Origin of the sequence: Nonomuraea sp. NPDC047897 (genome assembly GCF_043204415.1) — a bacterium.
Taxonomy (GTDB): domain Bacteria; phylum Actinomycetota; class Actinomycetes; order Streptosporangiales; family Streptosporangiaceae; genus Nonomuraea.
Genome location: NZ_JBIDCC010000001.1, coordinates 253,560 through 280,375, shown reverse-complemented (window position 1 = coordinate 280,375; position 26,816 = coordinate 253,560). Strand labels below are relative to the sequence as shown.

The window sequence follows — 26,816 nt, the reverse complement described above, 5'->3', positions numbered from 1 at the left end:
CGCCCAACCTTCTTCGTAATTACGTAATATTGGATTTATGAAGATCCTGGCTCTGTTGTCCGCCGTGGCGGTGGCCGTGCTGGCCGTGCTGGCCGTGCTCGCCATGCCCCGCCCGCCGCGCCTCGGTCCCGAGACGACCGGCGACGCCGCGCTGGCCCGGTCAGTGCGGCAGGCTGCCGGGGACGGCGCGGGCCACCGGGGCATGTCCGTGGCGCTGATCGAAGGCGGCCGGGTCAGGTTCGCGGGCGTGGGCGACTCGGGCGGCCCCGTCCCGCGTCCGGTCGGGCCGGACACCCCGTACGAGGTGGGCTCCATCCCCAAGGTGATGACCGGCATGCTGCTCGCCGACCTGGCCGAGGAGGGGCTGTCCCCCGACACGCCCGTCCGCGACCTGCTGCCCGGCCTGTCCGGCGCGACCGGCTCCGTCACGCTGGCCGAGCTGGCCTCGCACCGGTCGGGCCTGCCCCGGCTCCGGACGACCCCGCTCATGCTCGCCCGCGCCGCGCTCGGCAGCTACACCGGCGCCGATCCGTACGCCGGGGCCGGACCGCAGGACGTCCTCGCCGACGCGGCGGCCGTCTCGCCGGACGGGAAGCGGGGCGAGGTCGCCTACTCCAACCTCGGCATGGCCCTGCTCGGCCTCGCCCTCGCCGACCACGCGAACGCGCCGCGGTCCCCGGGCGGCGGCTACGCCGCGCTGCTCCGGACCCGCCTGCTGGAGCCGCTGGGCATGTCCGCCACCACCGTGCTCGGGCCCCGGGACCCGCTGCCCGCCGGCCACGCGAGCGGCCAGGGCGAGAACGGCATGCCGATGGACCCGTGGCGCGACCACGGCTACGCGGGCGCGGGCGGCGCCACCTGGTCCACCGCCGCCGACGTCGCCCGCCTCGTCCAGGCCACGATGAACGCCACCGCCCCCGGCTCGGCCGCCGCCACCCCCCGCTTCACCGACTCCGGCGACCGGCGGATCGGGTACGGCTGGTTCACCGACAAGCACGGGCACCGGGAGATCACCTGGCACAACGGCGCCACCGGCGGCTTCTCCGCGTACGCGGGCTTCGACCGGGCGGCGGGGCGCGGCGTGGTGGTCCTGGCCAACACCAGCAGGTCGGTCGACGCGGTCGGGCTGCGACTGCTGGGCGTGGCCGCCCCGGACGAGGACACGCCGCCGGTGCAGTTGCTCGCCGTCACGGTGCTCTTCACGCTGAGCGGCGTCCCGCTCCTCGTGGCGACGGCGACCGCCGTCAGGAGGGCTCGCCGGGCGGAGGGCCCCGGCGAGGCCGCCCCCGCGCCGCCGCGGGCGCTCGACCGGGTCTCGCTGGTCGGGCGGGCGCTGTGGGCGGCGCTGTTCCTCTGGCTGGCGCACAACGCCGGCCTGTGGACGCTGGTCCCGCCGGTCGCCTGGAGCGCCGGCGTGGTCGTCCTGGGGGTGGCGCTGGCGCTCGGGCTGACCGTGTGGCCCGCCCTGCCCCGCAGCCGCACGTCCTCGGCCTGGCAGGCGGCGTTCTCCGTCGGCCTGCCCGCGGCCCTCCTCGCCGCCTACGGCCTCGCCGTGGCCGCCTGACCGGACCGCGCCACCCCGGTCGGCCGGCCACGTCGCGATGCCGGGCGGTGTCAGGTGCTGGCGCGGACGGTGAGCTGCGGCGTGAGGAGCGTGGCCTCCGGCACGGAGCCGCCCCCCAGCTTCTCCATCACCAGCCGGACCGCCTCCCGGCCGACCTCCTCGGCCGGGATGAGCACGGAGGTGAGCGGCGGGCTGGCCCGTTCGGCCACGTCGTCAGGGCAGATGGCGACCACGGCGACGTCGCCGGGCACCCGCCTGCCGAGCTGGCGGAGCGAGCCGAGGACGTGGTTGACCGCCGCCTCGTTGTGCACCACCAGGCCGGACAGGCCCGGCCGGTCGGCGAGCAGGCGTTCGACCGTCGCGTGGACCTCGTCGAACGTCTCCTCGCACGGCAGCGCCACCCCGGCGAGGCCGTGGGCCGCGACGGCGTCGGTGAAGCCCTCCCTCGTGCGGCGCGCGAACCCGGTGCCGCGCTCGTAGACCACGACGGGGGCGCCCAGCAGCGCGATCTCGGTGTGCCCCCGTTCGGCGAGGTGGGCGACGCACCGGGCGCCGGCGGCGGCGAAGTCGAGGTCGACGCAGGTGAGGCCGGCAGGCTCGGCGGGGAAGCCGATGAGCACGCTGGGCTCGGCCAGCTCGCGCAGCAGCGGCACCCTGCGGTCGTGCAGCTCGACGTCCATGAGGACGAGGGCGTCGACCAGGGCGCTGGCGGCGACCCGGCGAATGCCGGCGGCGCCCTCGTCGGCGGTCAGCAGCAGCACGTCGTGGTCGAAGCGGCGGGCAGCGGTGACGACGGCGCTGGCGAAGCGCATCAGCACGGGAACGTGCACGCCGGCGCGCAGCGGCAGCACCAGCGCGATGACGTTGGAACGCCTGCTGGCCAGCGCGCGGGCTCCGGCGTTGGGGTGGTAGCCGAGCGCGCTGATGCTGTCGAGCACCCGCCTGCGGGTGTCGGCCGAGATCGTCCGCTTGCCGCTGAGCACGTAGGAGACCGTGCTGACCGCGACGCCGGCGTGCCTGGCGACCTCGGCGATCGTGACCGTGCGCCCGCTCAAGCACCGCCTCCCAGCCCGCCGGCCGGGGCAGCGCCGTCGAGTTCGAGCCGGGTCAGGGTGATGCCGTCGTTCTCGAACACCACATAAAGATCGTGGACTCCGTCCGCGTGCGCAAGCGGGGCCTCGATCGCCCGGAAGGCGTACCGGTCGGTGCGCGGGACGGGGCAGGTGGCCAGCGCCGGCCCGTAGAGCGGGTCGCCGAGGTGGAGGGTCACGACGCCGCCCTCCGTGCTGCCCGCGTGCAGGACGCAGGAGGCGGCGCCGGTCAGGTCCACGTCGCGGAACACGATCCAGGCGCCCTCCGCCTCGGAGCGGACGGCCTCGCCGTCCTCGCGGGCGGCGTCCACGAAGGCGACCGCGTCGTACTCGTCGTGATCCACGGCCACCAGCGGCCCGGAGCGGGGCGGGATGGTCTCGCCCGCCACCTCGAATCGGGCGCTCAGCCGCAGGTCGGTCGCGCTGCGCCCGACCATGAGCTGGTGCGGCGCGCTCTCCACCACGAACCTGCCCCGCGTCACGTCCCAGAAGGCCAGCTCCCGTACGGGCAGCGCCAGGCGCACGGTCCGGCTCTCGCCGGGCGCGAGGCGCACCTTCTCGAAGCCGCGCAGCCTGCGCAGCGGCTGCTTGACCCGGGAGCGCTGCTGGTGCGTGTAGAACTGGACGACCTCGACGCCCTCGCGGGGGCCGGTGTTCGTCACGGTCACCTCGGCCGTCACCACGTCGTCCGCCAGGGACACCCGCAGATCGGCGAAGTCGAAGCTGGTGTAGCTGAGTCCGTGCCCGAACGGGTGGAGCGGGGTGCCCCGGAAGTACAGGTAGGTGGCGTCGGCCGTGATGATGTCGTAGTCGAGCAGGTCGGGCAGTTCCTGGGCGGAGCGGTACCACGTCTGGGTGAGCCGGCCCTCCGGGTCGGCCTCGCCGAACAGCACCTCGGCCAGGGCGTGGCCGTACTCCTGGCCACCGTGCGCGGACCACAGCACGGCGGGCGGGTCCGCGCTGGTCCAGGTGAGCGGGTAGCCGCTGCTGATCACCATGACCGTGCGGGGGTTGGCGGCGTGCACGGCGGCGACCACGGCGTCCTGTGCCGGCGCCAGCGCGAGGCTGGTGCGGTCCTCCGTCTCGCGGCCGTTGACGAGCGGGTGGTCGCCGACCACGACGACCGCGACGTCGGCGGTCGCGGCCAGTTCGGCCGCCTGCTCGGCGCCGCTCCGGACGACCTCCATGGTCAGCCAGAGCGCCTGGTCGGCGTCGTCCACCAGGCGCAGCACCCGGTCGTCGCCCGCTCCGACGTAGCAGCCGGTGGAGATGTGGCGCAACGCGATCGCGCCGCGCGGCCGGTCTTCCAGGCGGAAGGTCTGGCGCACCTCCCAGCCGTTCGGGCCGGGCTGGTCGTTGACGAGGACTCCGTCGTCGGCGGAGACGAACCGGCCGGTGGCGGCGGCCCGCAGCGCGTAGGCGCCGCCGCCCCAGTCGAACAGGTCGAAGGCGCCGGCCTGGCCGGGCGGGGCGGCGGCGACGCTCAGCGGCCCGCCGGCCGGGTCTGCGGTGACCGGGCCGGTCTCGGCCGTCAGCGTGATCCGGTCCATGGCCTCGCAGAACACGGTCTCGCACCGCTCGGCCAGCCCGGCGCGGGCGGTGACGGCGTACGGCAGGGTGCCGCTGTACCAGTCCTCCATGAGGGTGTCGCCGAGCTGGCCGATCACCGCGATCCTGGTGACGGGGCCGAGCGGCAGCAGCCCGTCGTTGGACAGCAGCACGAACGACCGGCGCGCCGCCTCCCGGGCCAGCGCCTGGTGCTCGGGCCGGTTGACGACCTCCTCGGTGATGTCGTCGTACGGCGTCGCCGGGTCGAACTCGCCCAGCCGGAACCTGATCGACAGTGCGTGCCGCACCGCCCGGTCCACGTCGGCCTCGGCGAGCAGGCCGCGGGTGACGGCTTCGCGCAGGTGGCCGATCGTGGCCGCACCGCGGTCGTCGTCCTGGGTGAAGCTGTCGAGTCCCGCCCGGACCGCGTGCGCGTACGCCTCGGGCAGCGTGTCGTGGTAGCGCTGCAGCCCGGTCAGGTTGCCGGGGGCGTAGGCGTCGCTGACCACGAGGATCTCGTCGGGCGCCCAGGCCCGCAGGGCCCGTTCGATCAGCGGGCTGAGGTGCGCGGGCCGGCCGTTGACGAGGTTGTAGGAGGGCATGACGGCGACGGCCGCGCCGCTTTCCAGGGCCGGGCGGTAGGCGGGCAGCTCGTACTCGTGCAGCACGCGCGGCGGCAGGTTGCTGGAGGTGACGCAGCGGTCGGTCTCGTTGTTGTAGCCGAGGAAGTGCTTGAGCGTGGGCGCGGTCTTGAGCACTGTGGGATCGCTCCCACGCAGGCCGCGCGCGTACGCGGTGGCCATCAGCCCGGTCAGCCACGGGTCCTCGGAGTAGCCTTCCTCGTTGCGGCCCCACCGCGGATCGCGCAGTGGGTTGACCACGGGCGCCCAGACGTTGCGGCCGGCGCCGGCCGGGTCCTTGTGGTGGAAGGCCAGCACCTCGTCGGAGGTGGCCTCGCCGACCCTGCGGACCAGTTCGGGGTCCCAGGTGGCGGCCAGGCCGACCGCCTGCGGGAAGACCGTGGCCGGGCCGAGCCAGGCCAGCCCGTGCAGGGCCTCGGTGCCGGTGCGGAAGGGGCCGACGCCCAGCCGGTCGACCGGCGCCTGGTACTGGTGCAGCAGGGCGAGCTTCTCCTCCAGGGTGAGCCTGCGCGTCAGGTCCTGGATCCGGTCGGGGATCGGAACGTCAGGGTCGCGGAAGGGTTCGTGCATGGCCATCCCTCTGAAAGTGTCGAAGCGCTTCGACGACCGGCCGGGGAAGTTACGCGGAAATTTCGGTGGGTTTCATGAAGGGTGCCCGCCTGGGGGACGGAGGTCAAGACCTCCGTCACGACTTTCTGGGACGTCAGGCGAGGCTTTCCGGGACGTCAGGCGAGGCGTGCCGCGCCGCCGGGCAGGCGACCGGAGTCGACGGAGTCGAGCACCCGGGCGGCGCCGCCGAGCGCGGCGGCGTCGTGTGCCAGCGTCGAGGCGACCACCTCGCAGCCACCCGGCGCGATGACGCGTCCGGCGACCTCTTCGTGGACCGCGGGCAGCAGCCAGGGCGCCAGCAGCACGTAGTAGCCGCCGAGGATGACCACCTCGGGGTTGACCAGGTTGGCGATGACGGCCACGCCCCGGCCGAGGCCGCGGCCCACGGAGTCGAGGATCTTCAGGGTGGCCGCGTCGCCCGCGCGGGCGGACCGGACGACCTCCTCGATCTCGACCTGGATCTCGGCCGGCGAGGGCTCACGCCGGAGCACGGCGGCGATGCCGGCCACCGACTCCAGGCAGCCGCGCCGCCCGCACCGGCACGGCGGGCCCTCGGGGTCGAGCTGGACGTGACCCAGCTCGCCGCTGTAGCCGCGGGCGCCCCGCCGCAGCCGGCCGTCGAGGATGACGCCGGCGCCCACGCCGATCTCGCCGGTGAGGTAGACGAGGTCGGCGGCCCCGGCGTGCGAGCCGAAGCGCTGCTCGGCCAGCGCGGCGAGGTTGGCGTCGTTGTCGACCTGGACGGCGAAGCCCGGGTCGCGCAGCGCCTTGGCCAGGTCGCCGCTGATGTCGGCGTCACGCCAGCCGAGGTTGGGCGCGAACCGCACGACGCCCTGGACGTCGACCAGGCCGGGCACGGCCACGGCCAGCCCGAGGATCTGCCGGTCGTCCTTGGCCATGCGGCCCACCACGCGCCTGATGACGGCGGCGACGGCGGCCACGTCCTGGCTGACCGACGCGCCCCCGGCGAACGAACGCCGCCAGGTCAGCAGCCGCTCCCCCGCCAGGCCGGTGGCCACGGCCGAGACGTAGTCGACGTTGATCTCCACGCCGATCGCCGCGTACGGCGAGCCGTCGAGGACGAGCATCGTGGCCGGCCGGCCGACCCGGTTCTCCGTCAGGCCGGTCTCGCGCACCAGCCGGCGGTCGATCAGGTCGGCGACCAGGCTGGAGACCGTCGCCTTGTTGAGCCCGGTGGACGCCGCGATGTCCGCGCGCGAGCACGGCGCGTGCTCGCGCACGAACCGCAGGACGACCGCGAGATTGGTGGCCCGGACGTCGGCGAAGTCGGCCGGCTGCGGGCCGGTCGTGGATGTGATCAAAATCAGCCCCGTTCCCGCCAAGAGGTGACCCCAGCATGCCGCATCGCGGGTTCCCTTCACCAACCTGTGACCGGGCCGGCCCCTTGTGGCGAGGGTCACCCTTCCCTAATTTGTTTGATGGACAGACGAACTAATTCTATCCGGGACCTGTGTCACCTCGACAACCCCCAAAACAGCCGTCCTGAGAGGGCGCCCGCGCGGGCGCCCTCTCAGGTCACGTGGCGGTGCAGGTGAGGGTGGGTGTGGTGGCCGGGCCGGCGCCGTTGAAGCCGAACGACGTGGTGGCGTCCGGCTGGACGACGCCGTTGTAGCCCATGTGGGACACGGTGACGTCGGCGCCCGTCTGGGTGTGGGTGCCGTTCCAGAGTTGGCTGATCCGCTGGTCGCCGGCGAACGTCCAGGTGACCTTCCAGCCGGCGGTGGGCGCGGTGCCGGTGTTCCGGACCGCCACCGACACCGAGAAGCCGCCGGGCCACTGGTTGCCCGGGGTGTAGGTGGCGGTGCACGCCTTGCCGGGGGTGGGCGTCACCGTGGGCGTCACCGTGGGCGTGACGGTCGGCGTGGCCGTGGGGGTCGTCGTGGAGGTGACGGTCGGGGTGGCCGTGGGCGTGGGGCCGGTGCGGTCGCCGTAGATGATGCCACGGCCGTTCGTGCCGAGGTAGACGCGGCCGTGGACGCGCGGGTCGCCCGTCAGCGCCTCGCCCATGTTGCCCCACTGGTGCTCGTCGTCGTTGATGCGCACCCACGTCGCGCCCGCGTCGTCGGACCGGTAGAGGCCGCTCACGCCGCCGATCGTCGCGACCACGAACACCGCCGGGTACGACCGCCCCGGCGCGGCCTTGCCGAAGCCCACGTTCACGGCGGAGGCGACGCCGGGCAGCTTGCCGAAGGACGCGCCGCCGTCGGTCGAGTGGAACAGGCCGGTCTCGCCCGCCAGCCAGATGTCGCCCTTGACGCCCGGCAGCGCCTTGACGTGGACGTCGCCGGCGGCGGGCAGGCCGGTCGCGGCGGTGGCGGTGAAGGTGGCGCCGCCGTTCACGCTGACGTGGAGGCGGCCGCCGCTGTAGCCGTAGAAGGTCGTCGGATCCACCCGGTCCGACTCGACGAGCGCCCCCGCCGGCAGGCCCTGCGACTGCTGCCAGGAGGTGCCGAAACCGACCGAGTAGTGGACGGGCACGCCCTTGGGCGCCCAGACGAACCTGGAGCCGTCCGCCGCGGCGGCGACCGTGCCGCCCTCGTCGATCCCGCCCGGCTCGCCGCCCTGGAACCAGGTGGCGCCGCCGTCGGTCGAGAACGCCACGTGGCTGTCGTTCGGCCGGTCGGCGTCGGTGAAGTTGCCGGCCCGCACCATGACGCCCGGGTTCTTCTCGGCGTAGTCGAGGCTGGTCGTGGAGGTGAACACCGGCGAGGTGAACATCATCGGCGGCACCGCGTCCAGGTCGGTGTGCCGGAACCCGCCGATGTCGCCCAGGGCGCTGACCAGCGGCGCGCCGCTCGGCGGGCTGACCAGGTCGAGCACCGCCGTCTCCTCCAGACCCCTGGCCATCGGCCTGATGGTGAACTGGCCGCCGGAGTCCCACTTCGTCAGGTCCTCGGTGCCGTAGACGGTGGCGCCGGTGCCGTACATCATCCGGTCGGAGTCGAACGGGTCGATCTCCAGCGACTCGGTCATCCAGCCGAGCTTGGGCGTCACCTCGGGCGGCTGCGGGTTGCCGCCGAAGGTCAGCCACGGGTTCGCGGAGATGTCCATCCTGTAGCGGAAGCTCCGGTTGGGGTACGAGGTGAAGTCCCAGACGCGGGTCCAGGTGGCGCCGGAGTCGGTGGACCGGAAGAAGATCACGTCGGGCCACCAGGAGATCTGGGTGGCCACCATGAGCGTGCCCGGGTTCCGCCGGTCGAGGGTCAGGCCGCTGTACCCGAAGTAGGCGTCCGAGCCGGACGACGGGACGGGACTGACCCGCGTCCAGGCGCCGGTCGCGGTGTCGAGGCGCCACACGTCGCCCTTGCCGCCGTCGTAGGGGCCGCCGGTGTCGCTCGTGGCGATGAACAGGTGCCCGTTGACCGTGTCCAGGACGCCCTTGTGGGCCAGGTAGCCGGTCGGCTGGCCGGGCACCCGCTCCCAGGTGGCTCCGGCGTCGGTGGAGCGGTAGACGGTGTCGTCCTTGTCGGCCACCCCGACGTAGACGGTCCTGGTGGCGGCGCCCTTGGCCGACGAGCGCGGGTCGAAGGTCACCCAGACGACGCCGGGCCGGTGGCTCAGGTAGCCGTTGGGGTCGCCGGGGTCCTGGGCGTAGTCGCCCGGGTTGGGGAAGCTCGCCACCTTGGCCCAGGTCGCGCCGTGGTCGGTGCTGCGCCACAGGCCGTTGCCGTTGGGCGCGCCGAGGTAGAGGACGCTGTTGCGGTTGGGGTCGACGGCGAGCGCCTCCCCCATTCCGCGACCGGGCATGTTGCCGCCGAGCTTGAACGGCAGGGGCGCGGCCCGCCAGGTGGCGCCCTTGTCGGTGGAGCGCAGCACGGCGCCGTTGCCCGGGTCCCAGCCGTTGGTGTACATGCCGGCGGCGACGTAGACGCGGTTGGTGTCCACGGGGTCGGTGGCCAGGCTGACGACGCCGTTCCAGCCCCACCGGTCCCAGCCCACCCAGTCGAGGAGCGGGGTCCAGGACCGGGTGGACTGGTTCCAGCGGTATGCCCCGCCGATGTCGGTGCGGGCGTAGACGAGGTTCTTCTCAGTCGGGTTGAAGACGATGCCGGGCACGAAGCCGCCACCGTCGATGCGGACGTTCTTGAAGGTGTACGGGTCGGAGGAGACGGCCGAGACCGGCGCCATCCGCACCACCACCGCCACCACCGTCATCAGCACGACGACGACGACGGCCAGGAGGATGCTGAGCAGCCTTCGGGGCATGAGCGGATCTGCCTTTCCGGGGCACGCCGAGCGGCGCCCCATGCAGCCGGTCCGCCCGGATGACCGCCACGCACGCGCGGGTCGCGGGGACCCTGACCGTCGCCTCGCCCTCGCGCATGAGCCTCACCACGAGGCTCACACACGGGTGATCCCCGGTCAATAGTTGGGAGTCACAACCAATCAACGGGCTAGCGTGATGTCGCGGAGCCGCAGGTCCCCGCGGAACACCAGGTACAGGTCCCCCTTCCCGGGCCGCACCGCGGCGTCCGCCGTGGCCCACCGGTAGACGCCGCCGGTGGCGGGCGCCCGGACAGTCCCGAGGACCGGCCCGGTCGGCGAGCCGCGGCGCAGCTCGACCGAGCCGCCGCCCACCGAGGCGACCGAGGCCGTCAGCCGGGAGCCCCAGGAGGCGTCGGTGAAGGCGATCCAGTCACCGGCGGACCCGGCCACGACGTCACCGCTGACCTTGTTCTCGTCGGCGAACTCCACGCCGGAGTAGTCGTCGAAGTCCATCGCCCGGGTCGTCCTGGTGAGGTCGCGGACCGGGATCGTGTCGCCGGTCACCCGCGTCGTGGCGCGGGCCCGGATGCGGTCCGAGACCGAGCCGACGAGCACGTCGTGGGTGGCCGCCTCGACGACCCAGGTGCCGCGCGTGTGGTCCCACACCGCCAGGTCGTCCCGGCCGAGCCGGAAGGTGACCGTCTTCGACTCGCCGGGGGCCAGCGCGATCCGCTCGAAGCCGCGCAGTTGCCTGACCGGCTGCCGGAAGCGGGAGCGGTGCTGGCGGGTGTAGAGCTGCACGACCTCCTCGCCCTTCACCTCACCGGTGTTGGTGACCCGGACGCTCACCTGGTCACCGCGGACCCGCAGACCCTGGTAGCCGAACGTGGTGTAGCTGAGCCCGTGGCCGAAGGAGTAGAGCGGGTCGCCCTGGTGGTACAGGTACGTCATCCCGGTCTTGGCCAGGTCGTAGTCCAGGATGCTGGGCAGCTCGTCGGTGGCGTACCAGGTCTGGGTGAGCCGCCCGGCCGGGTTGACGTCGCCGAACAGCACGTCGGCGACGGCGTGGCCGGTCTCCGACCCGGCGTGCGTGGTCCACAGCAGCGTCGGCGCGTCCACGATCACCGGGTAGCTGGTCTCCAGCACGACCACGGTGTTGGGGTTGGCCTTGCGCACGGCCTCGACGAGCCGCTTCTGCCCGTCGCCGAGCTGCAGGTTGTCGCGGTCGTGCACCTCGCGGCCGTGCACCCACGGGTGGCTGCCGACGACCACGACCGCCACCTCGGCCTTACGGGCCTGCTCGGCGGCCGCGGCGACGCCGTCGGCGACGACTTCCTTGGCGAAGCGTGCCGCCTGCGCCTTCGGGGCCAGGCCGAGGGCGCCGTCCGCGGTCACGGTGACGTACGGGTCGGGCAGGCCGAACCAGCCTTCGTCGCTCTCGAAGCCGGCGTACCTGATGAGGTGGGAGCCGTCGGCCTGGCGCTCCAGCGCGAACTGCTGCTGCACGTACCAGCCGTTGGGCTCGTCGTCGTCGGTGTCCAGCGAGCGCCCGTCGCCGCCGAGCAGCTTGCCGTTGCCCGCGTTGCGCAGGGTGGAGACGCCGGCGACCCAGTCGGTGACGTCCCACTGCGAGGCTGCCGTGGGGGCGGTGTCGGTCAGCGCGGCGTTGTCGTCGGGGCCGCTGCCGGTGGCGGTGACGTACTTGCCGGAGTCGAGGTGCTTGAGGGCGATCCGCTCCAGGCCCGCGCCGGTGGTGACGTCGGGGACGCGCTCCTTGATCCCGTCGAGCGGGGTCACCTGGTAGGGCATCGTGCCCGCGTACCAGTCGCTGTGGAGCCGGTCGGCCAGCGGGCCGACCACGGCGGCCGACCTGGGGGAGCGCAGCGGCAGCGTGCCGGCGTTCCGCAGCAGGACCGCCGCCTTGGCGGCGGTCTCCCGGTTGAGCTTCCGGTGCGCCGGGCTGTCGATCACGTCGGGGCTGATCTTCTTGTACGGGCCGCCGTCCGGGTCGAAGTGGCCGAGCCGGAACCGGATGGTCAGCGCGTGCCCGACCGCCTTGTCCACGTCGGCCTCGGTGATGAGGCCGCGGTCGAGGGCGGCGGTGAGGTTGGTCACCAGCGGGCCGCTGTCGCTGCCGTCGATGGTGAAGCTGTCCTGGCCCGACTTGAGCACGGCGGCGAACGCCTCGGGCTTGTCGTCGAAGTACTTCTCCACGTCGGTGAGCGCGTGCGGGCCCCACGCGTCGCTGACGTTGTACAGGGTCCGGTCGGTCCACGACCGCACGACCTCGTTCAGGTCGGGGTTGACGTGGTTGGGGCGGCCGTTGACCAGGTTGTAGGAGGCCATGACGCCGGTCGCGGCGTCGGCCTTGATCGCGGTCCTGAACGCCTGCTCGTAGTACTCGCGCTTGAGCTTCGGCGTGAGGTTGGCCGAGGTGAGGCTGCGGTTCGTCTCGTTGTTGTAGGCGAGGTAGTGCTTGAGCACCGGCGCGGTCTTCAGGTAGAAGGGGTCGTCGCCCTGCAGGCCCTTGCCGTAGGCGGTGGCCATCGCACCGGTGAGCAGCGGGTCCTCGGAGTAGCCCTCCTCGTTGCGGCCGGAGCGCGGGTCGCGCAGCGGGTCCACGACCGGCGCCCACACCTGCAGGCCCCACAGGTCCGGGTTGCCGGCGTTGTAGCCGCGGGTCTCGTCGCCCACGGCCGAGCCGACCTTCCTGATCAGGTCGGGGTCCCAGGTGCTGGCCAGGCCGACCGCCTGCGGGAACACGGTGCCCCGGGCGAGCTTCTGGTTCCAGTTGTCGCCCAGGTCGTTGGACCAGGCGATGCCGTGCAGCGCCTCGGTGCCGTTCTTGTGGTAGGGGATGCCGAGCCGGGGGATGGCCGGCTGCGACTGGTGCAGCAGGGTGAGCTTCTCGGCCAGGGTGAGCCGGCCGAGCAGGTCGGTCACGCGCTGCTCCACGGGCAGCGCGGGGTTGCGGAACGGCAGGTCGTCGGCGGTGGCCGGCGGGGCGGCCAGCAGCGACGCCGCCAGGGCGAGCGCGAGGACCGCTGGGGTCCTTGAGCGTCGGGACATGGGCTCTGCTCCAGGGGGGTGGGGGGTTACTTGACGGCGCCGACCGTGACGCCGCGGGTGAGCGTGCGCTGGAAGATGAGGAAGAAGGCGACCGCCGGGACGATGCCGAGCAGGGCCGAGGCGCTGGACATGGTGGCGTCCATGTACCTCTCGCCCTGCAGGACGCCGAGGGCGACCGGCACGGTCTGCGTGTCGTTGGAGATGAGGAAGATCAGCGGGAGGAAGAACTCGTTCCACGTCCAGATGAAGAAGAAGATCACCAGCACGTTGAGCGTGGGCCGGCTGATCGGCACCACGATCTGCCACAGCGACCGGAAGCGGCCCGCGCCGTCGATCGACGCGGCCTCCAGGATCTCCTTGGGGAACTGGCCGAGGACGGCGCTCAGCAGGTAGGTGCCGAAGGCCGCCTGGATCACCGTGAAGACGATGATCATCGAGAGCCGGGAGTCGTACAGGCCCACCTCCTTGGCCAGGTAGTACAGGGGGTAGGCCAGCGCCTCCTGCGGCAGCGTGTTGCCCACGAGGAACAGCACGAGGACCCACAGCCGGCCGCGCACCCGGCCGATGCCGAGCGCGTAGGCGTTGAGCACCGACAGCATGACCGCGAGCAGCGCGACCGAGGCGCTGATCACGAAGCTGTTCCACAGCTTCTCGCCGAAGTCGACGCGGTTCCAGAAGTCGACGATGCCCTGCAGGTGGATCTGGTCCGGCAGGCTCAGCGGCCCGTTCGAGCTGTAGTCGGCGGGCGACTTGACCGCGTTGAGCGCGACGAGGAGGAACGGGAACATCATCGCGACGCCCAGCACGCCCAGCGCGGCGAGCACGGCCCACCGGCCCGGCCCCGCCGCCCTCACCGGGCACGCTCCTGCACGCGCAGGAACAGGAACGTCACCACGATGATGACGAGGGCCAGCACGGTGGCGATGGCCGAGCCGTACCCGACGTTGCTCTTCTGGAAGAAGTTCAGGTAGGAGAAGTACGACGGCACCATGGTGGCGTTGCCGGGCCCGCCGCGGGTCAGCACGAAGATCGGTCCGAAGACCTTGAGCGCGGCGATCGTGCAGGTCAGCAGCACCACGAACGTCTCCGGCCGGATCTGCGGGATCGTGATGTGCCAGAACCTGCGCCACCACGACGCCCCGTCGATCTCGGCCGCCTCGTGCAGGGCGGGGTCCACCCGCTGCAGCCCGGCCATGAAGATGACGACGGGATAGCCGAGCTGGAACCACACCATGACGGCCATCACCGTGGCCAGCGCCAGGTCGGGGTCGCCGAGCCAGTCGAGTCGCAGCCCGAACACCTGGTTGACGGCCCCGTACGACGGGTGCAGCATCCAGCCCCACACCACGCCCGCCACCGCGACGGGCAGCACCTGCGGCAGGTAGTACATCGCGCGCAGCGCGGCGGCCGTGCGGGTGCCGAACCGGCGGCCGATGTAGTCGAACAGGGCGGCGGCCAGCACCAGCCCGAGCAGGGTCGGCACGATCGCCATGGCCACGATGAGGCCCACGTTGTGCTGGAACGACTGCCAGAACCGTTCGTCGTCGAGCAGCCGGGCGTAGTTGTCCAGCCCGGCCCACCGCGGCGTGCCCACCCCGGTCCAGCGGGTGAAGCTCGTGGCGACGTTCATCAGGAACGGCGCCACGATCACGGCGAGGAACAGGACCAGGCTCGGTGCGAGGTACCACCAGTAGCCCTTGGTGCGCGTCATGGGCTAACCGCCGATGTCGGCGAGGTTGTCCTCGTACGGCCCCGCGATCTCGGTCAGGACCTGGTCGGGGGTCTTGCTGCCGTTGACGAGGTTCTGCACGCCGGCGACCAGCACGTCGTAGTAGCCGGGGGCGGGCCAGTCGGGGTAGAACGCCAGCCCGTCGGCGGCGGTGAGCTTGTTGAAGCTCTCGATGAGCTCCTTGCTCTTCGGGTCGGTGATGGCGGCCGGGTCGGCGGCCACCGGCACGCCGCCGGAGTTGCCGAGCAGGTTCTGGATGTCCTTGCTCATCGTGAGGTCGATGAAGTCGTAGGCGAGGTCCTTGTTCTCCGACTTCTCGGGGACGACCCAGACGTTGCCGCTGGAGCCGGGCGCCAGGGCGGCGCCGGGGAACAGGAAGTGGCCCCACTCGAAGTTCTTGATCTCGGAGGCGAGGCGGCCGTACCACCAGCTACCGCTGATCATGATGGGGTATTCGCCCTTCATGAACGCCACGCCCATGTCCTCGGCCTTGAGGCCGCCGGAGTCCTTGGCGATGTACCCCTTCCGCACCCAGTCGGCCATGGTCTGCGCCGCGTAGGCGAACTCGGGCCCCTTGAAGTCGACCTTGCCCTTGTAGGACTGCAGGGCGTCCACCCACGGCCGCTGCGCCTTGGTCAGCGCGAGCTGGTAGAAGATCTGCTGGGCCGGGTACTCGGCGCCGGCCGAGGCGATGGGTGTCACCTTGGCCTTGACGAAGGTGTCCAGGGCGGCGGTGAGCTCGTCGAACGTGGTGGGCACCTTGACGCCGTGCTTGTCGAAGAGGTCTTTGTTGTAATAGACCATCACGAACTCGCCGTAGTTGGGCACGCCGTACCACTTGCCGGAGCCCATGACGCCCCGCTCGTCGTACTTGGCGGTGACCTGGAGGCCGCCGGGCAGCAGCTTGTCCCAGCCGCGCTTGGTCGCCTGCTCGCTCAGGTCGGCGAGCAGCCCCTGCTTCGACAGCAGACCGGCGGTGGCGTTGCCCTTGTTGTACTCCATGATGTCGGGCGCCTCGTCGGAGTTGAGCACCATGCTCGCGGTCTTCTGGATCTGCTCGAAGCTCTTCTCCTCGAACTTCACCGTGACGCCCGGGTGGCTCGCCTCGAACTTCTTGATCGCCTCGGCCCACGCCTTGCCCATGGCGCTGTCGGCGCTCTCGTAGTGCCACAGCTTGAGCACGCGCGGCTCGCCGTCAGCGGCGGGCTCGCCCCCGCCGCCCGACCCGCAGGCCGCCAGCGCCAGCGCTCCGGCGGCCAGCGCGGCGGCCAGCCTCATGGCGCTCCTCGACTTCCTCATGACCTCTCCTGACTGATGACGGCCCGGCTGGGCGCGCCCGCTACCGGGGCGAACTCGACCGCGGCGATCCGTTTCGGGCCGGTGACGGCCACGTGCAGCGTGTCACCGTCCCGGGTGGCCACGACCTCGGTGTCGCCGTCGGTGTCGTGGATCCGTGCGCGGCTGTCGCCGCCCCCGAAGGCGACGAGGGTGATCTCGTCCGGCGTGCCCACGGTGTCGCCCGGCGGGGTGACCGGGATGAGCGCGCCGTGCCGGACGAAGATCGGGATCTGCTCCAGCGGCTTGGCGACGCGGACGTAGCGGGAGCCGGTGAGCACCTCGCCGGTCCAGTGGTCCACCCACTCGCCATGCGGCAGGTAGACCTGCCGCGTCCCCTCCGGCGCCGTCATGGGGGCCACCAGCAGGTCGCGGCCGAGCAGGTACTCCAGGTCAGCCTGCCAGGCCACCGGGTCGCCGGGGAAGTCCACGCACAGCGCGCGCATCATCGGCGCCCCGGTCCGCGCCGCCTCCACCGCCGCCGAGTAGAGGTACGGCATGAGGCGGTAGCGCAGCCGCAGCGCCGCCACCGCGTGCTCCTCGACGGCGGGGAACTCCCACGGCTCGCGGCTGGTCGTGCCGTGCAGGCGCAGCAGCGGCGACAGCGCGCCGAACTGGGTCCACCGGACGTACAGGTCGTCGGTCGGCGTGCCGGTGAAGCCGCCGGCGTCGTGGCTCCAGAACGGCACGCCCGACAGGCCGTGCGCCAGCCCGCCGCGCAGCGTGCTGCCCATCGCCGCGTAGCTGGTGTAGGTGTCGCCGCCCCACTGGGCGCTGTGCCGCTGGCCGCCGAGGAACGACGAGCGCGCCCAGACCAGGGTGTGCCCGTGGACCTCGCGGGTCACCTCGGCGACGGCGTCGTTGAACAGCAGGGTGTAGACGTTGTGCAGGTCGGTGCCGGTCATGCCGTTCGCGGCGACGGCGTCGTGCGGCACTCCCTCGGCGAAGTCGGTCTTGAACGTCTGCACGCCCTGCCGCAGCAGCGGGCGGAGCAGGTCCTTGAACCAGGCGACCGCCTCGGGGTTGGTGAGGTCGACGATCCCGCACGGCGGGTAGGAGCCGTGCCAGCAGTCGGCCACGTACGGCTCGCCGCCGGGCGTCCTGAGGAAGTAGCCGGCCTCGGCCGCCTCCCGGAAGGCGGGGCTGAGGTGGGAGACGTACGGGTTCATCCAGAGGCAGACCTTGAAGCCCATCCGGTCCAGCTCGGCCAGCATCGCGTCGGGGTCGGGGAAGCGGTCGGGGTCCCAGCGCAGGTCGGACCAGTGGCCTTCGGTCTGCCAGTAGCAGTCCAGGTGCAGCACGTCGCAGGGGATGCCCTTCTCCCTGATCGCGCGTGCCCTGGTCAGCACCCGTTCCTGGGTGTCGACGAAGAACCCGGACGAGATCCAGGTGCCGAACGCCCACTTCGGCGGCAGCGCCGGCCGGCTGGTCAGCCCGTTGTAGCGGTCCAGCACCTCGGGCGGGGTCGGGCCGGCGATCACGTAGTAGTCGAGCACGTCGTCCGGCACCACGATCTGGACCGTGCTGTGCGTCGACTGGCACATGTCGAACTCCGTCGGCGCACCGCTGTCCACCAGCACGCCGTAGCCCCGGTTCGACACGTACAGGGGGACGTTCTTGTAGGCCCGCTGCGACTCGGCGCCGAAGGCGTCGAAGTTCCACATGAGCGGCCGCTGGCCGCGCTTGTCCAGCGGCGCGAACGACTCGCCGAAGCCGGCGAACGCCTCGTCGGGCGCGGCGGCGAAGCTCTCGTGGTAGGCGACCGGCACGCCGCGGGCGGTGGAGCGGCCGAACGGCAGGGTGCGGAGCCGGCCGCTGATGTCGGTGTGGCCGCGGTCCTGCTCCAGCAGCGTCGCGCCGGAGGCGTCGGTGAAGCGCAGGTGCCAGGGCGACAGGGTGATCTCGGCGCGCAGTGGTCCGGCGTCGACGACGATCGGCGCGCCGGGCTGGGTCTCGGCCCGCGCGCCGGCGTACGCGCCGGGGGTCACGAGGGAGATCGCCCGTTCCGAGCGGGGGCGGGCGTCGGCGTCCTCGCTCAGCCGGACCCGGATCACCCCCTCGCCGGCGACGTCGATCTGGACGACCAGGGTCTCCTCGGTGCCGGTCGTCGCCTTGAGCATCACCCCGGCGTCGCCTGCCGCGACCAGTTCGGCGGTGGTCAGCGCCGACAGGCCGCCCTCGCCCCGTTTGCGCACGGGCAGCTCGGGCGGGTCGGCGACAAAGTACTCGTGCGCGACCAGCGGGGGACGATAGGGCATGAAGGCTCCTCAGGTGGGGCAAGCGCCAACTCCGTGGATTAGTTTGGTCTCCATACCAACAAACGTCAACGGCGAATTTGTTGAGAGTCCATCCCAATAGGAGACGGCGACGTAGTGCGGCGGCGACTGCAACACCGAGCAGTGGCCCCGTGAGGCGTGGTACGAGGACGTGGCGCTGATGCGCCGGGCCGGGCGTCCGCGGCCACCCGAAAGCGCTGCGCGACCTGCTGGGCGTCAACGTGGCGGAGTCCAGGCCGCGGGAGGCCCCGGTGACTCTGTCGAACGGGGACACCGGGACCCTCCAGAGCGAGCCGGCGCGCCTGCGCGGCGCCGAGCCCGTGGCCGCCTACCCGGACGGCTCCCCCGCCATCACCAGGAACGGCGGCGCGTGGTGGCGCTGCCGCGCTCAGCCGCCGAGCGCGGCCTCGGGCTGCATGAGCCGGCGGGCCGCCTCGGTGATCGAGCCGGACAGCGACGGGTAGACCGCGAACGTGTGCGCGAGCTGGTCCACGGTGAGACGCTGCTGCACCGCCACCGACACCGCCAGGATCAGCTCCGACGCGCGCGGCGCGACGACCACGCCGCCGAGCACGATGCCGGTGTGCGGCCGGCAGAACAGCTTGACGAACCCGTCGTGGAAGCCCGACATCTTGGCCCGGGCGTTGGTCGCCAGGGGCAGCTTGACCACGTTGGCCTCGATCTCGCCCGCCTCGATCGCCCGCTGGGCCACGCCCACCGCGGCGATCTCGGGGTCGGTGAAGATGTTGGAGGCCACCGTGGCCAGGCGCAGCGGCTGGACGGCCTCGCCGAGCGCGTGCCAGACGGCGATGCGGCCCTGCATGGCCGCGACGGAGGCGAGCATGAGCACACCGGTGCAGTCGCCGGCGGCGTAGACGCCCGGCGCCGAGGTGCGTGAGACCTTGTCGACCTTGACGAAGCCGTGCCTGTCGAGCTGGACGCCGGCCTCCTCCAGGCCGAGGCCGCCGGTGTTGGGCACCATGCCGACCGTCATCAGCGCGTGGGAGCCCTCGGCGGTGCGGCCGTCCTCCAGCGTCACCACGACGCCGTTCGCGGTGCGCTTGACCGAGGAGGCGCGCGAGCGGCCCATGACGTTCATGCCGCGGCGGCGGTAGACCTCTTCGAGCACCTCGGCGCCGTCGGCGTCCTCGTTGGGCATCATGCGGTCACGGCTGGAGACCAGCGTCACCTCCGAGCCGAGCGAACGGTAGGCGCCGGCGAACTCGGCGCCGGTCACGCCGGACCCGACCACGATCAGGTGCTCGGGCAGCTCCTCCAGGTCGTAGAGCTGGCGCCAGGTGAGGATGCGCTCGCCGTCGGGCTCGGCGCCCGGCAGCACGCGCGGGGTGGCGCCCGTCGCCACCAGCACCACGTCGGCCCTGAACGTCCGGTCGCCCGCCTTGACCACCTGCGGGTCGACCAACCGGCCGCGCGCCTGGACGATCTCCACGCCCTCGGCCGCGACACGGGTCGCGATGTCGGCCGACTGCGCCTGCGCGAGCTCCTTGACGCGTTTGTTGACCAGGGGCAGATCGACCGTGGCCGAGCCGATGTCGCCGTCGGGCCCGCCGGAGTAGCTGATGCCCAGCGACGGAGCGTCGAGCAGGGCCTGCTTACGGACCGAGGTCGCGATCAGCGTCTTGGACGGCACGCAGTCCGTGAGCACGCAGGCGCCGCCCGGGCCGTCCTGCTCGACCATCGTGACCTGCGCGCCTAGCTGCGCAGCCACCAGCGCCGCCTCGTAGCCGCCCGGTCCGCCACCGATGATCACGATCCTCGTCACGCGCACCATTCTTCCGCATGCCTCGGCCCGGCGACCAAACGGGGCGGCCGCCCGCGCGCTACCCTTGGTCGCTGTGCCTGTTTACGCCGCCTACGGCAGCAACATGGACCCGGAGCAGATGGCCATGCGCGCCCCGCACTCCCCGATGCGGGGTGTGGGCTGGCTGCAGGGCTGGCGCCTGACCTTCGGCGGTGAGGACCTGGGCTGGGAAGGCGCCCTGGCCACCATCGTCGAAGACCCCGACGAGCACGTCTTCGTCGTCCTCTACGACGTGCCCGAGTGGGACGAGGCGTCCCTCGACCAGTGGGAGGGCGCCGCCCGCGGCCTGCACCACAAGGTGCGGCTGCGCGTGCAGACGCTCGACGGCGAGCAGGTGGCCTGGTTCTACGTGCTCGACGGCTACGAGGGCGGCCTGCCCTCCGCCCGCTACCTCGGCATCCTCGCGGACGCGGCGGAGCGGGCGGGCGCCCCCGACGACTACGTCAAGGGCCTGCGCGGACGCCCCTGCAAGTCGCTCGGCGACTGAGCGGGGCCCGCTCAGGCGAGCGGCTGGTCCTTGGTCTCCTTCAGCGCGAAGACGTAGACCAGGGTCGAGATCAGCGCGAGCACCGAAACGTACCACGGGAACACGTGGATCATCTGGGCGTCCTTGAGCGCCGTGCCGATCAGCGGCGCGGTGCCGCCGAAGATGGCGACGGTCAGCGAGTACGGGAAGCCCGCGCCCGCGGCGCGCACCCGGGTCGGGAACAGCTCGGAGTTGACCGCGGCCGAGACCGAGGTGAAGCAGCCGAGGAAGACCATCCCGAGGCACTGGACGAACAGCAGGCTGGCGAACGAGTTCGACAGGGAGGCCAGCAGCGGCACGGGCAGCAGCGTGAACGCCAGCCCGAACGTGATCAGCATCGGCTTGCGGCCGATCTTGTCGGACAGCATGCCGAGCAGCGGCTGCAGCACCATGAAGAACACCAGCGAGATGGTGCCGATGGTGAGCGACTCAGACGGGTCGAACTTCACGCTGAGCTGCGCGTAGGTGGGCAGGAACGTCGTCCAGGTGTAGTAGGAGACCGTGCCGGCCACCGTGATGCCGACGATCATGGCGGCCTTGCCGGGGTAGCGCACCAGGAACTCGAACATGCGCGGCCGCTCCGCACGGCCCTGCCTGATGTCCTCGGCGACCGTGCTGGTCTCCTCGGCGCCCTTGCGGATCCACAGCCCGACCAGGCTGAGCAGCGCGCCGACGAGGAACGGGATGCGCCAGCCGTAGTCGTCCATGGCGGCCGTACCGAGGGTAGCGGCCAGCGCCGCGGCCAGGCCGGAGGCCAGCAGCTGGCCGAGCGTGGTGCTGACGTACTGGAAGCTGGAGAACAGGCCGCGGCGGCCGGGCGGGGCCGACTCGACCAGGAACGTGGTCGCGGCCGCGAACTCGCCGCCGACCGACAGGCCCTGGATGAGCCGGGCGAGCGTCAGGATGATCGGCGCCAGCACCCCGGCGGCGGCGTACGTGGGCGTGATCGCCAGCAGCAGCGAGCCGGCGCCCATCAGCAGGATGGTGAACGTCATGGCGGCCTTGCGGCCGAACCGGTCGGCGAACGCGCCCACCACCAGCCCGCCCAGGGGGCGCATGAAGAAGCCCACCGCGAAGATGGCGAACGAGCTGAGCAGAGGTACGAGGGCGTTGCCCGTCGCGGGGAAGATCTGCTTGGCGAAGAACACCGTGAGGAAGCTGTAGGCATACCAGTCGTACCACTCGACCAGGTTGCCGACGCTGGCCGCCATGAGCTGACGGACACGGCTGCGGGGGATGCCGACGGGGGACGGCGCGATGGGGGAGGTCGCCACGGGGGGCTCCTTTGCTCAATGATGCTCGGTCGCCTACTCTGCAAGCGAACGACCAAAACAGTCAAATATCTGGCCAAGTCTTTTACAAACCCGACATAGAAACGGCTCTCAGTGGACGTTCTCGACCGGCGGCTGGTCTCCGCCCTCCAGGTCAACCCACGCGCCGCGTGGGGCGAGATCGCCCGGGCGGTGGGTGAGCACGAACGCACGGTCGCGCGCCGGCTCCAGCGCCTCATCGCCGACGGCGCCGTCCGCGTCACCGCCATCTACGACGACCTGCGCTCGGGCCACGGCCGGCCGGTCCACCTGCACGTCCAGGTCAGACCCGGCACGGCCGCCGCCGTCGCCGAGGCCCTGGCCGACCGGCCGGACACCCGTTCGGTCTACTCGCTGACGGGCGTGGCCGACATCGGCTGCGAGCTGGTGTCACCGTCGCGGGAGGCGCTCCACGACATCCTGACGGCGCAGGTCGCCGCGATCGACGGCGTCCAGCAGACGCGGACCCAGGTGGTGCTGCACACCTTCCGCACCGTCGCCGAGTGGCACGCCCCCTACCTCGCCGACAAGGAGGTCGCCGAACTGCGCCCGGCCCCGCCCGACGGCCCACCCGACGGTGCGGCGCCCGACGAGGAGGGCCTCTCGCCCCTGGAACAGGAGATCGCCGACCTGCTCGTCGCCGACGGCCGCACCGCCTTCACCGCGATCGCCGAGCGCCTCGGCATCTCCCTGCCGACCGCCCGCAGACGCGCCGCCTCCCTGCTCGAACGGCGCCTGCTGCTGCCGCGGGCCGAGGTGGAGCCCGCACTGCTCGGCCTGGAAGCCGAGGCGCAGCTCTGGCTGAAGGTCCAGCCGCAGGGGCTCGACCACGTGGGCCGTACGCTGTCGGCACACCCCCACGTCCGTTACTGCGCCGCGACGGCGGGCACCCACTCCCTGATCGTCCAGGTGGCGGTGGCCCACGAGGCGGCCCTCTACCGTTTCCTGACAGGTGTCGTCGGCCTGCACGACGAGGTCACCGACATCGACGTCACGCTCATCACCCGCGCCCACAAGCGTGGACACCTCCGCAAGTCCGGCCTCCGCACCCTGGAAAGGACACCATGACCGCCGCCGAGACTCCCGCCCTGACTCCCGCCGAGAGCGAAGTCGCCGAGCTGTGCGCCGAGCTGATCCGGATCGACAGCAGCAACTACGGTGACGGCAGCGGCCCCGGCGAACGCGCCGCCGCCGAGGCCGTGATGGCCAGGCTGGCCGAGGTCGGCATCGAGGCCGCCTACATCGAGAGCGCCCCGGGCCGCGGCAACGTGGTGACCCGCGTCGAGGGCAGCGACCCGTCCCTGCCCGCCCTGCTCGTGCACGGCCACCTCGACGTGGTGCCCGCCAACGCCGCCGACTGGTCGGTGGACCCGTTCGCCGGCGAAGTGCGCGACGGCTACATCTGGGGCCGCGGCGCCGTGGACATGAAGGACATGGACGCCATGATGCTGGCGGTCCTGCGCCAGCTCACCCGCGAGGGCCGCAGGCCGCGCCGCGACCTCGTCTTCGCCTGGGTGGCCGACGAGGAGGCGGGCGGCGTGTACGGCGCCAAGCACCTCACCGCGCACCACCCCGAGCTGTTCGAGGGCGTCACCGAGGCGATCAGCGAAGTGGGCGGCTACTCGCTGGAGGTGGACCCGTCGCTGCGGCTCTACCTCATCGAGACGGCCCAGAAGGGGCTGGCCTGGATGAAGCTCATCGCCGACGGCACCGCCGGGCACGGCTCGATGCTCAACTCCGACAACGCCGTCACCGAGCTGGCCACGGCGGTCGCCCGCGTGGGCGCCCACGAATGGCCGATCACGCTCACCCCGACCGTGCGGCAGTTCCTCACCGAGGTCGCCGACGCCTTCGGCATCCCGTTCGACGAGCACGACCCGCAGCCGATCCTCGACCGGATCGGGCCGCTGGTGCGCTTCGTCGGCGCGACGCTCAACCACACCACCAACCCCACCCAGCTCGACGCCGGCTACAAGTCCAACGTGATCCCCGGCCAGGCGACCGCCGTGATCGACGGCCGGTTCCTGCCCGGTCACGAGGAGGACTTCTTCAAGACCGTCGACACGCTCATCGGGCCCAGGGTGCGCCGCGAGTTCGTGCACCACGACATCGCGCTGGAGACCACGTTCGACGGCGCCCTGGTCGAGTCGATGATCGCGGCGCTCAAGGCCGAGGACCCGACCGCGCGGGCAGTGCCGTACTGCATGTCGGGCGGCACCGACAACAAGACGTTCTTCGCCGACCTGGGGGTGCGCGGGTTCGGGTTCGTGCCGCTGCGGCTGCCGGCCGACATGGACTTCGCCTCCATGTTCCACGGCGTGGACGAGCGGGTGCCGGTGGACGCGCTGCAGTTCGGGGTGCGGGTGCTGGACAGGCTGCTCATAAACTACTGAAGGTGAGCAACGACCCCTACGCCCTGGCCGGTGAGGCCGCCGCGGCGCTCAAGGCAGCCGCCGGCCCCGACTCCTTCGACGTGGCCCTCGTCATGGGCTCCGGCTGGGTGCCGGCCGCCGACCAGCTCGGTGAGACCGTCCGCGAGATTCCCTTCACCGACCTGCCCGGCTTCTCCGCCCCCGCGGTGGCCGGGCACGGCGGCAAGATCCGCGTCGTACGCACCGCCGCCGGGCGGCACGCGCTCGTCTTCCTCGGCCGCAGCCACCTCTACGAGGGCCGCGTGGTCGACGCGGTCGTGCACGGCGTACGCACCGCCGCCGCGGCGGGCGTGCGGACGATCGTCCTGACCAACGCGGCCGGCGGCCTGCGTCCCGAGACGCAGCAGGTCGGCGACCCGGTGCTGATCAGCGACCACATCAACATGACCGGGGCCAACCCGATCACCGGCACCACGTTCATCGACCTGACCGAGGTCTACTCCAGGCGGCTACGCGCCCTCGTGCGCGAGATCGACCCGGACATCGCCGAGGGTGTCTACGTGGCCTTCCGCGGCCCCACCTACGAGACGCCCGCCGAGATCCGCATGCTGCGCACGCTCGGCGGCGACCTGATCGGCATGTCCACGGTCCTGGAGGCCATCGCCGCCCGCGAGGCCGGCCTGGACGTCCTCGGACTGTCCCTGGTCACCAACCCGGCCGCCGGCCTGGCCGACGACCCGCTCGACCACGAGGAGGTCCTGCAGGTCGGCCGCGCCACCGCCGCCCGCATGGGCGTCCTGCTGGCCAAGGTCGTGGACAGGCTGTGAGCAGGCCGGACAACGACCCGGCCGCAGAGGCGGACGGCCTGCTTCGCGCCGCCCGCCAGTGGCTGGCGCAGGACCCCGACCCCGAGACCCGCGCCGAGCTATCGGAGTTGATCGACCGGGCCGACCTGGCGGCGCTGGCCGACCGGTTCGGCCGCAAGCTGGAGTTCGGCACCGCCGGGCTGCGCGGCGAGCTGGGCGCCGGCCCCAACCGGATGAACCGGGTCACCGTCATGCGGGCCGCCGCCGGCCTGGCCGGCGTGCTCGGCCCGGGCCGACACGTGGTGATCGGCTACGACGCACGGCACAAGTCCGACGTGTTCGCCCGCGACACGGCCGCGATCCTGACCGGCGCCGGCCTGCACGCCTCGCTGCTGCCGAGCCCGCTGCCCACGCCCGTGCTGGCGTTCGCGGTGCCGCACCTGGGCGCCGACGCCGGGGTCATGGTCACCGCCAGCCACAACCCGCCCCGCGACAACGGCTACAAGGTCTACTGGGGCGACGGCTCGCAGATCGTGCCGCCGATCGACCGGGAGATATCCGCGGCCATCGACGCCGTGGGCCGCGTCGACGAGCTGCCGCTGCACGGCCCCGGCACGCTGACCGAGCTGGGCGAGGACATCGTCGACGACTACATCGACGCGATCGCCCGGCTGCCCCTGGGCGACGCCCGCGACCTGCGGGTCGCCTACACGCCGTTGCACGGGGTCGGCGGCGCCACGCTGACCGACGCGTTCCTGCGGGCCGGGTTCGACAGTCCGATGGCCGTCGAGGAGCAGCGGAACCCCGACCCCGACTTCCCCACGGTGGCCTTCCCCAACCCGGAGGAGCCGGGCGCGATGGACCTGGCCGCCGCGCTGGCCGCCCGCGTCGGGGCCGACCTCGTGCTCGCCAACGACCCCGACGCCGACCGGTGCGCGGTGGGTGTGCCGCTGGCCGACGGCTCGGTGCGGATGCTGACCGGTGACGAGACGGGCGGGCTGCTCGCCGAGCACGTGATCGCCCATACCTCGGGCGACCGCATGGTCGCCACCACCATCGTCTCCTCCACCCTGCTGGGCAAGATCGCCCACGCGCACGGCGTCCGCCACGGCGAGACGCTGACCGGCTTCAAGTGGATCATCAAGGCGGGCCCGGGCCTGGTCTTCGGCTACGAGGAGGCCATCGGCTACAGCGTCGGCGCCGACCCCGCCGCGTCACCACCGGACGATGCGGACCACGCCGGTGGCCGCCCCCCGGCAGGCGACGCGGACGGCCCCGGTCGTCCGTTCCCGACGGGTGGCGGCGACCGGCTTCCGGTGCGCGACAAGGACGGCATCGGGGCCGCGCTCACGATCGCCGCGATCGCCGCGGCGGCCAAGCGCGACGGCCGCACGCTGCTGGACCTCCTCGACGAGCAGGCCCGCAGCTACGGGCTGCACGCCACGTCACAGCTCTCGGTCCGGGTGGACGACCTGTCGCTGATCGGCGACGCCATGGCCCGCCTGCGCGCCGCTCCCCCGATCACCCTGGGCGGCCGTACGGTGGAGCGCGCCGACGACCTCAGCCGGGGCGACGGCGGCCTGCCGCCGACCGACGGCCTGCGCTACACGCTGTCGGACGCCGCCCGCGTCGTCGTCCGCCCCTCGGGCACCGAACCGAAGCTCAAGTGCTACCTGGAGGTGGTCGTCCCAGTCACCGGCGACGTGAGCGCCGCCCGCACCCGGGCCGCCGCCGACCTCGACGCCATCACCGCCGACCTCAAGGCGACCCTGGCCCTGTAGCCCCGGACGTGGCGCCCCGTCCGGTGCCGGGCTGGGAGCGCGCGGTATCCGGCCCCGGACGTGGCACCCCGTCCGGTGCCGGGCTGGGAGCATGCGGTATCCGGGCCGGG

17 protein-coding genes are annotated in these 26,816 nt (G+C 72.4%); 6 read left to right on the top strand and 11 right to left on the bottom strand.

Annotated features, from left to right (window positions below; all coding sequences use genetic code 11):
* Positions 1-37 precede the first annotated feature (37 nt).
* Positions 38-1,564 (top strand): serine hydrolase domain-containing protein, encoded by a 1,527-nt coding sequence (locus ACGF0J_RS01270; RefSeq protein ID WP_393141096.1) that lies wholly within the window; start codon positions 38-40, stop codon positions 1,562-1,564.
* 50 nt (positions 1,565-1,614) lie between these two features.
* On the opposite strand, the gene ACGF0J_RS01265 is transcribed toward ACGF0J_RS01270, so the two are convergent.
* From ACGF0J_RS01265 to ACGF0J_RS01220, 10 genes are all read right to left on the bottom strand, one after another.
* A complete protein-coding gene (locus tag ACGF0J_RS01265; RefSeq protein WP_393141094.1) occupies positions 1,615-2,619 on the bottom strand; it encodes a LacI family DNA-binding transcriptional regulator in 1,005 nt (334 codons plus the stop codon).
* The gene (locus tag ACGF0J_RS01260; RefSeq protein ID WP_393141092.1) at positions 2,616-5,414 is read right to left on the bottom strand and encodes a glycoside hydrolase family 3 C-terminal domain-containing protein; all 2,799 of its coding nucleotides are present in this window, start codon (positions 5,412-5,414) and stop codon (positions 2,616-2,618) included. The genes ACGF0J_RS01265 and ACGF0J_RS01260 overlap by 4 nt, the downstream gene beginning before the upstream one ends.
* Positions 5,415-5,569: 155 nt before the next feature.
* A complete protein-coding gene (locus ACGF0J_RS01255) occupies positions 5,570-6,775 on the bottom strand; it encodes an ROK family protein (RefSeq protein WP_393141090.1) in 1,206 nt (401 codons plus the stop codon).
* Between the two features lie 214 nt (positions 6,776-6,989).
* Positions 6,990-9,680, bottom strand: coding sequence for a cellulose binding domain-containing protein (locus ACGF0J_RS01250; RefSeq protein ID WP_393141088.1), 2,691 nt, complete (start codon positions 9,678-9,680; stop codon positions 6,990-6,992).
* Between the two features lie 180 nt (positions 9,681-9,860).
* Positions 9,861-12,749 (bottom strand): glycoside hydrolase family 3 C-terminal domain-containing protein, encoded by a 2,889-nt coding sequence (locus ACGF0J_RS01245; RefSeq protein WP_393141086.1) that lies wholly within the window; start codon positions 12,747-12,749, stop codon positions 9,861-9,863.
* Positions 12,750-12,775: 26 nt separating this feature from the next.
* On the bottom strand, positions 12,776-13,603 hold the full coding sequence (locus ACGF0J_RS01240) for a carbohydrate ABC transporter permease (RefSeq protein WP_393141084.1): 828 nt from the start codon (positions 13,601-13,603) through the stop codon (positions 12,776-12,778).
* A complete protein-coding gene (locus ACGF0J_RS01235) occupies positions 13,600-14,460 on the bottom strand; it encodes a carbohydrate ABC transporter permease (protein WP_393141082.1) in 861 nt (286 codons plus the stop codon). The genes ACGF0J_RS01240 and ACGF0J_RS01235 overlap by 4 nt, the downstream gene beginning before the upstream one ends.
* 3 nt (positions 14,461-14,463) lie before the next feature.
* A complete protein-coding gene (locus ACGF0J_RS01230; RefSeq protein WP_393141080.1) occupies positions 14,464-15,777 on the bottom strand; it encodes an ABC transporter substrate-binding protein in 1,314 nt (437 codons plus the stop codon).
* Positions 15,774-18,071 carry a TIM-barrel domain-containing protein gene (locus ACGF0J_RS01225; protein ID WP_393141078.1) on the bottom strand — a complete coding sequence of 766 codons (2,298 nt, stop codon included), beginning with the start codon at positions 18,069-18,071 and terminating at the stop codon, positions 15,774-15,776. Before ACGF0J_RS01225 ends, ACGF0J_RS01230 begins: the two co-directional genes overlap by 4 nt.
* Positions 18,072-18,477: 406 nt before the next feature.
* Entirely contained in the window at positions 18,478-19,872 is a 1,395-nt protein-coding gene (locus ACGF0J_RS01220) for an NAD(P)H-quinone dehydrogenase (protein WP_393141076.1), read from the bottom strand.
* A gap of 73 nt (positions 19,873-19,945) precedes the next feature.
* Between ACGF0J_RS01220 and ACGF0J_RS01215 the strand changes: the two genes are divergently transcribed.
* Positions 19,946-20,398, top strand: coding sequence for a gamma-glutamylcyclotransferase (locus ACGF0J_RS01215; RefSeq protein ID WP_393141074.1), 453 nt, complete (start codon positions 19,946-19,948; stop codon positions 20,396-20,398).
* 11 nt (positions 20,399-20,409) lie between these two features.
* Here the strand turns inward: ACGF0J_RS01215 and ACGF0J_RS01210 are convergent, their stop codons facing one another.
* Positions 20,410-21,711, bottom strand: coding sequence for an MFS transporter (locus tag ACGF0J_RS01210; RefSeq protein WP_393141072.1), 1,302 nt, complete (start codon positions 21,709-21,711; stop codon positions 20,410-20,412).
* 111 nt (positions 21,712-21,822) lie between these two features.
* Here ACGF0J_RS01210 and ACGF0J_RS01205 point away from each other — a divergent pair, with 111 nt between their 5' ends.
* From ACGF0J_RS01205 to ACGF0J_RS01190, 4 genes are read left to right on the top strand one after another with little or no spacing between them, the layout of a single operon-like run.
* Positions 21,823-22,815, top strand: a complete 993-nt coding sequence (locus tag ACGF0J_RS01205; protein ID WP_393141070.1) for an Lrp/AsnC family transcriptional regulator — start codon at positions 21,823-21,825, stop codon at positions 22,813-22,815.
* Entirely contained in the window at positions 22,812-24,140 is a 1,329-nt protein-coding gene (locus tag ACGF0J_RS01200; protein WP_393141068.1) for a M20/M25/M40 family metallo-hydrolase, read from the top strand. The genes ACGF0J_RS01205 and ACGF0J_RS01200 overlap by 4 nt, the downstream gene beginning before the upstream one ends.
* A 2-nt stretch (positions 24,141-24,142) precedes the next feature.
* Positions 24,143-24,946: a purine-nucleoside phosphorylase gene (locus ACGF0J_RS01195; RefSeq protein WP_393141066.1), complete on the top strand. Its 804-nt coding sequence runs from the start codon at positions 24,143-24,145 to the stop codon at positions 24,944-24,946.
* Entirely contained in the window at positions 24,943-26,706 is a 1,764-nt protein-coding gene (locus tag ACGF0J_RS01190) for a phospho-sugar mutase (protein WP_393141064.1), read from the top strand. The genes ACGF0J_RS01195 and ACGF0J_RS01190 overlap by 4 nt, the downstream gene beginning before the upstream one ends.
* The last annotated feature ends 110 nt before the right edge of the window (positions 26,707-26,816 follow it).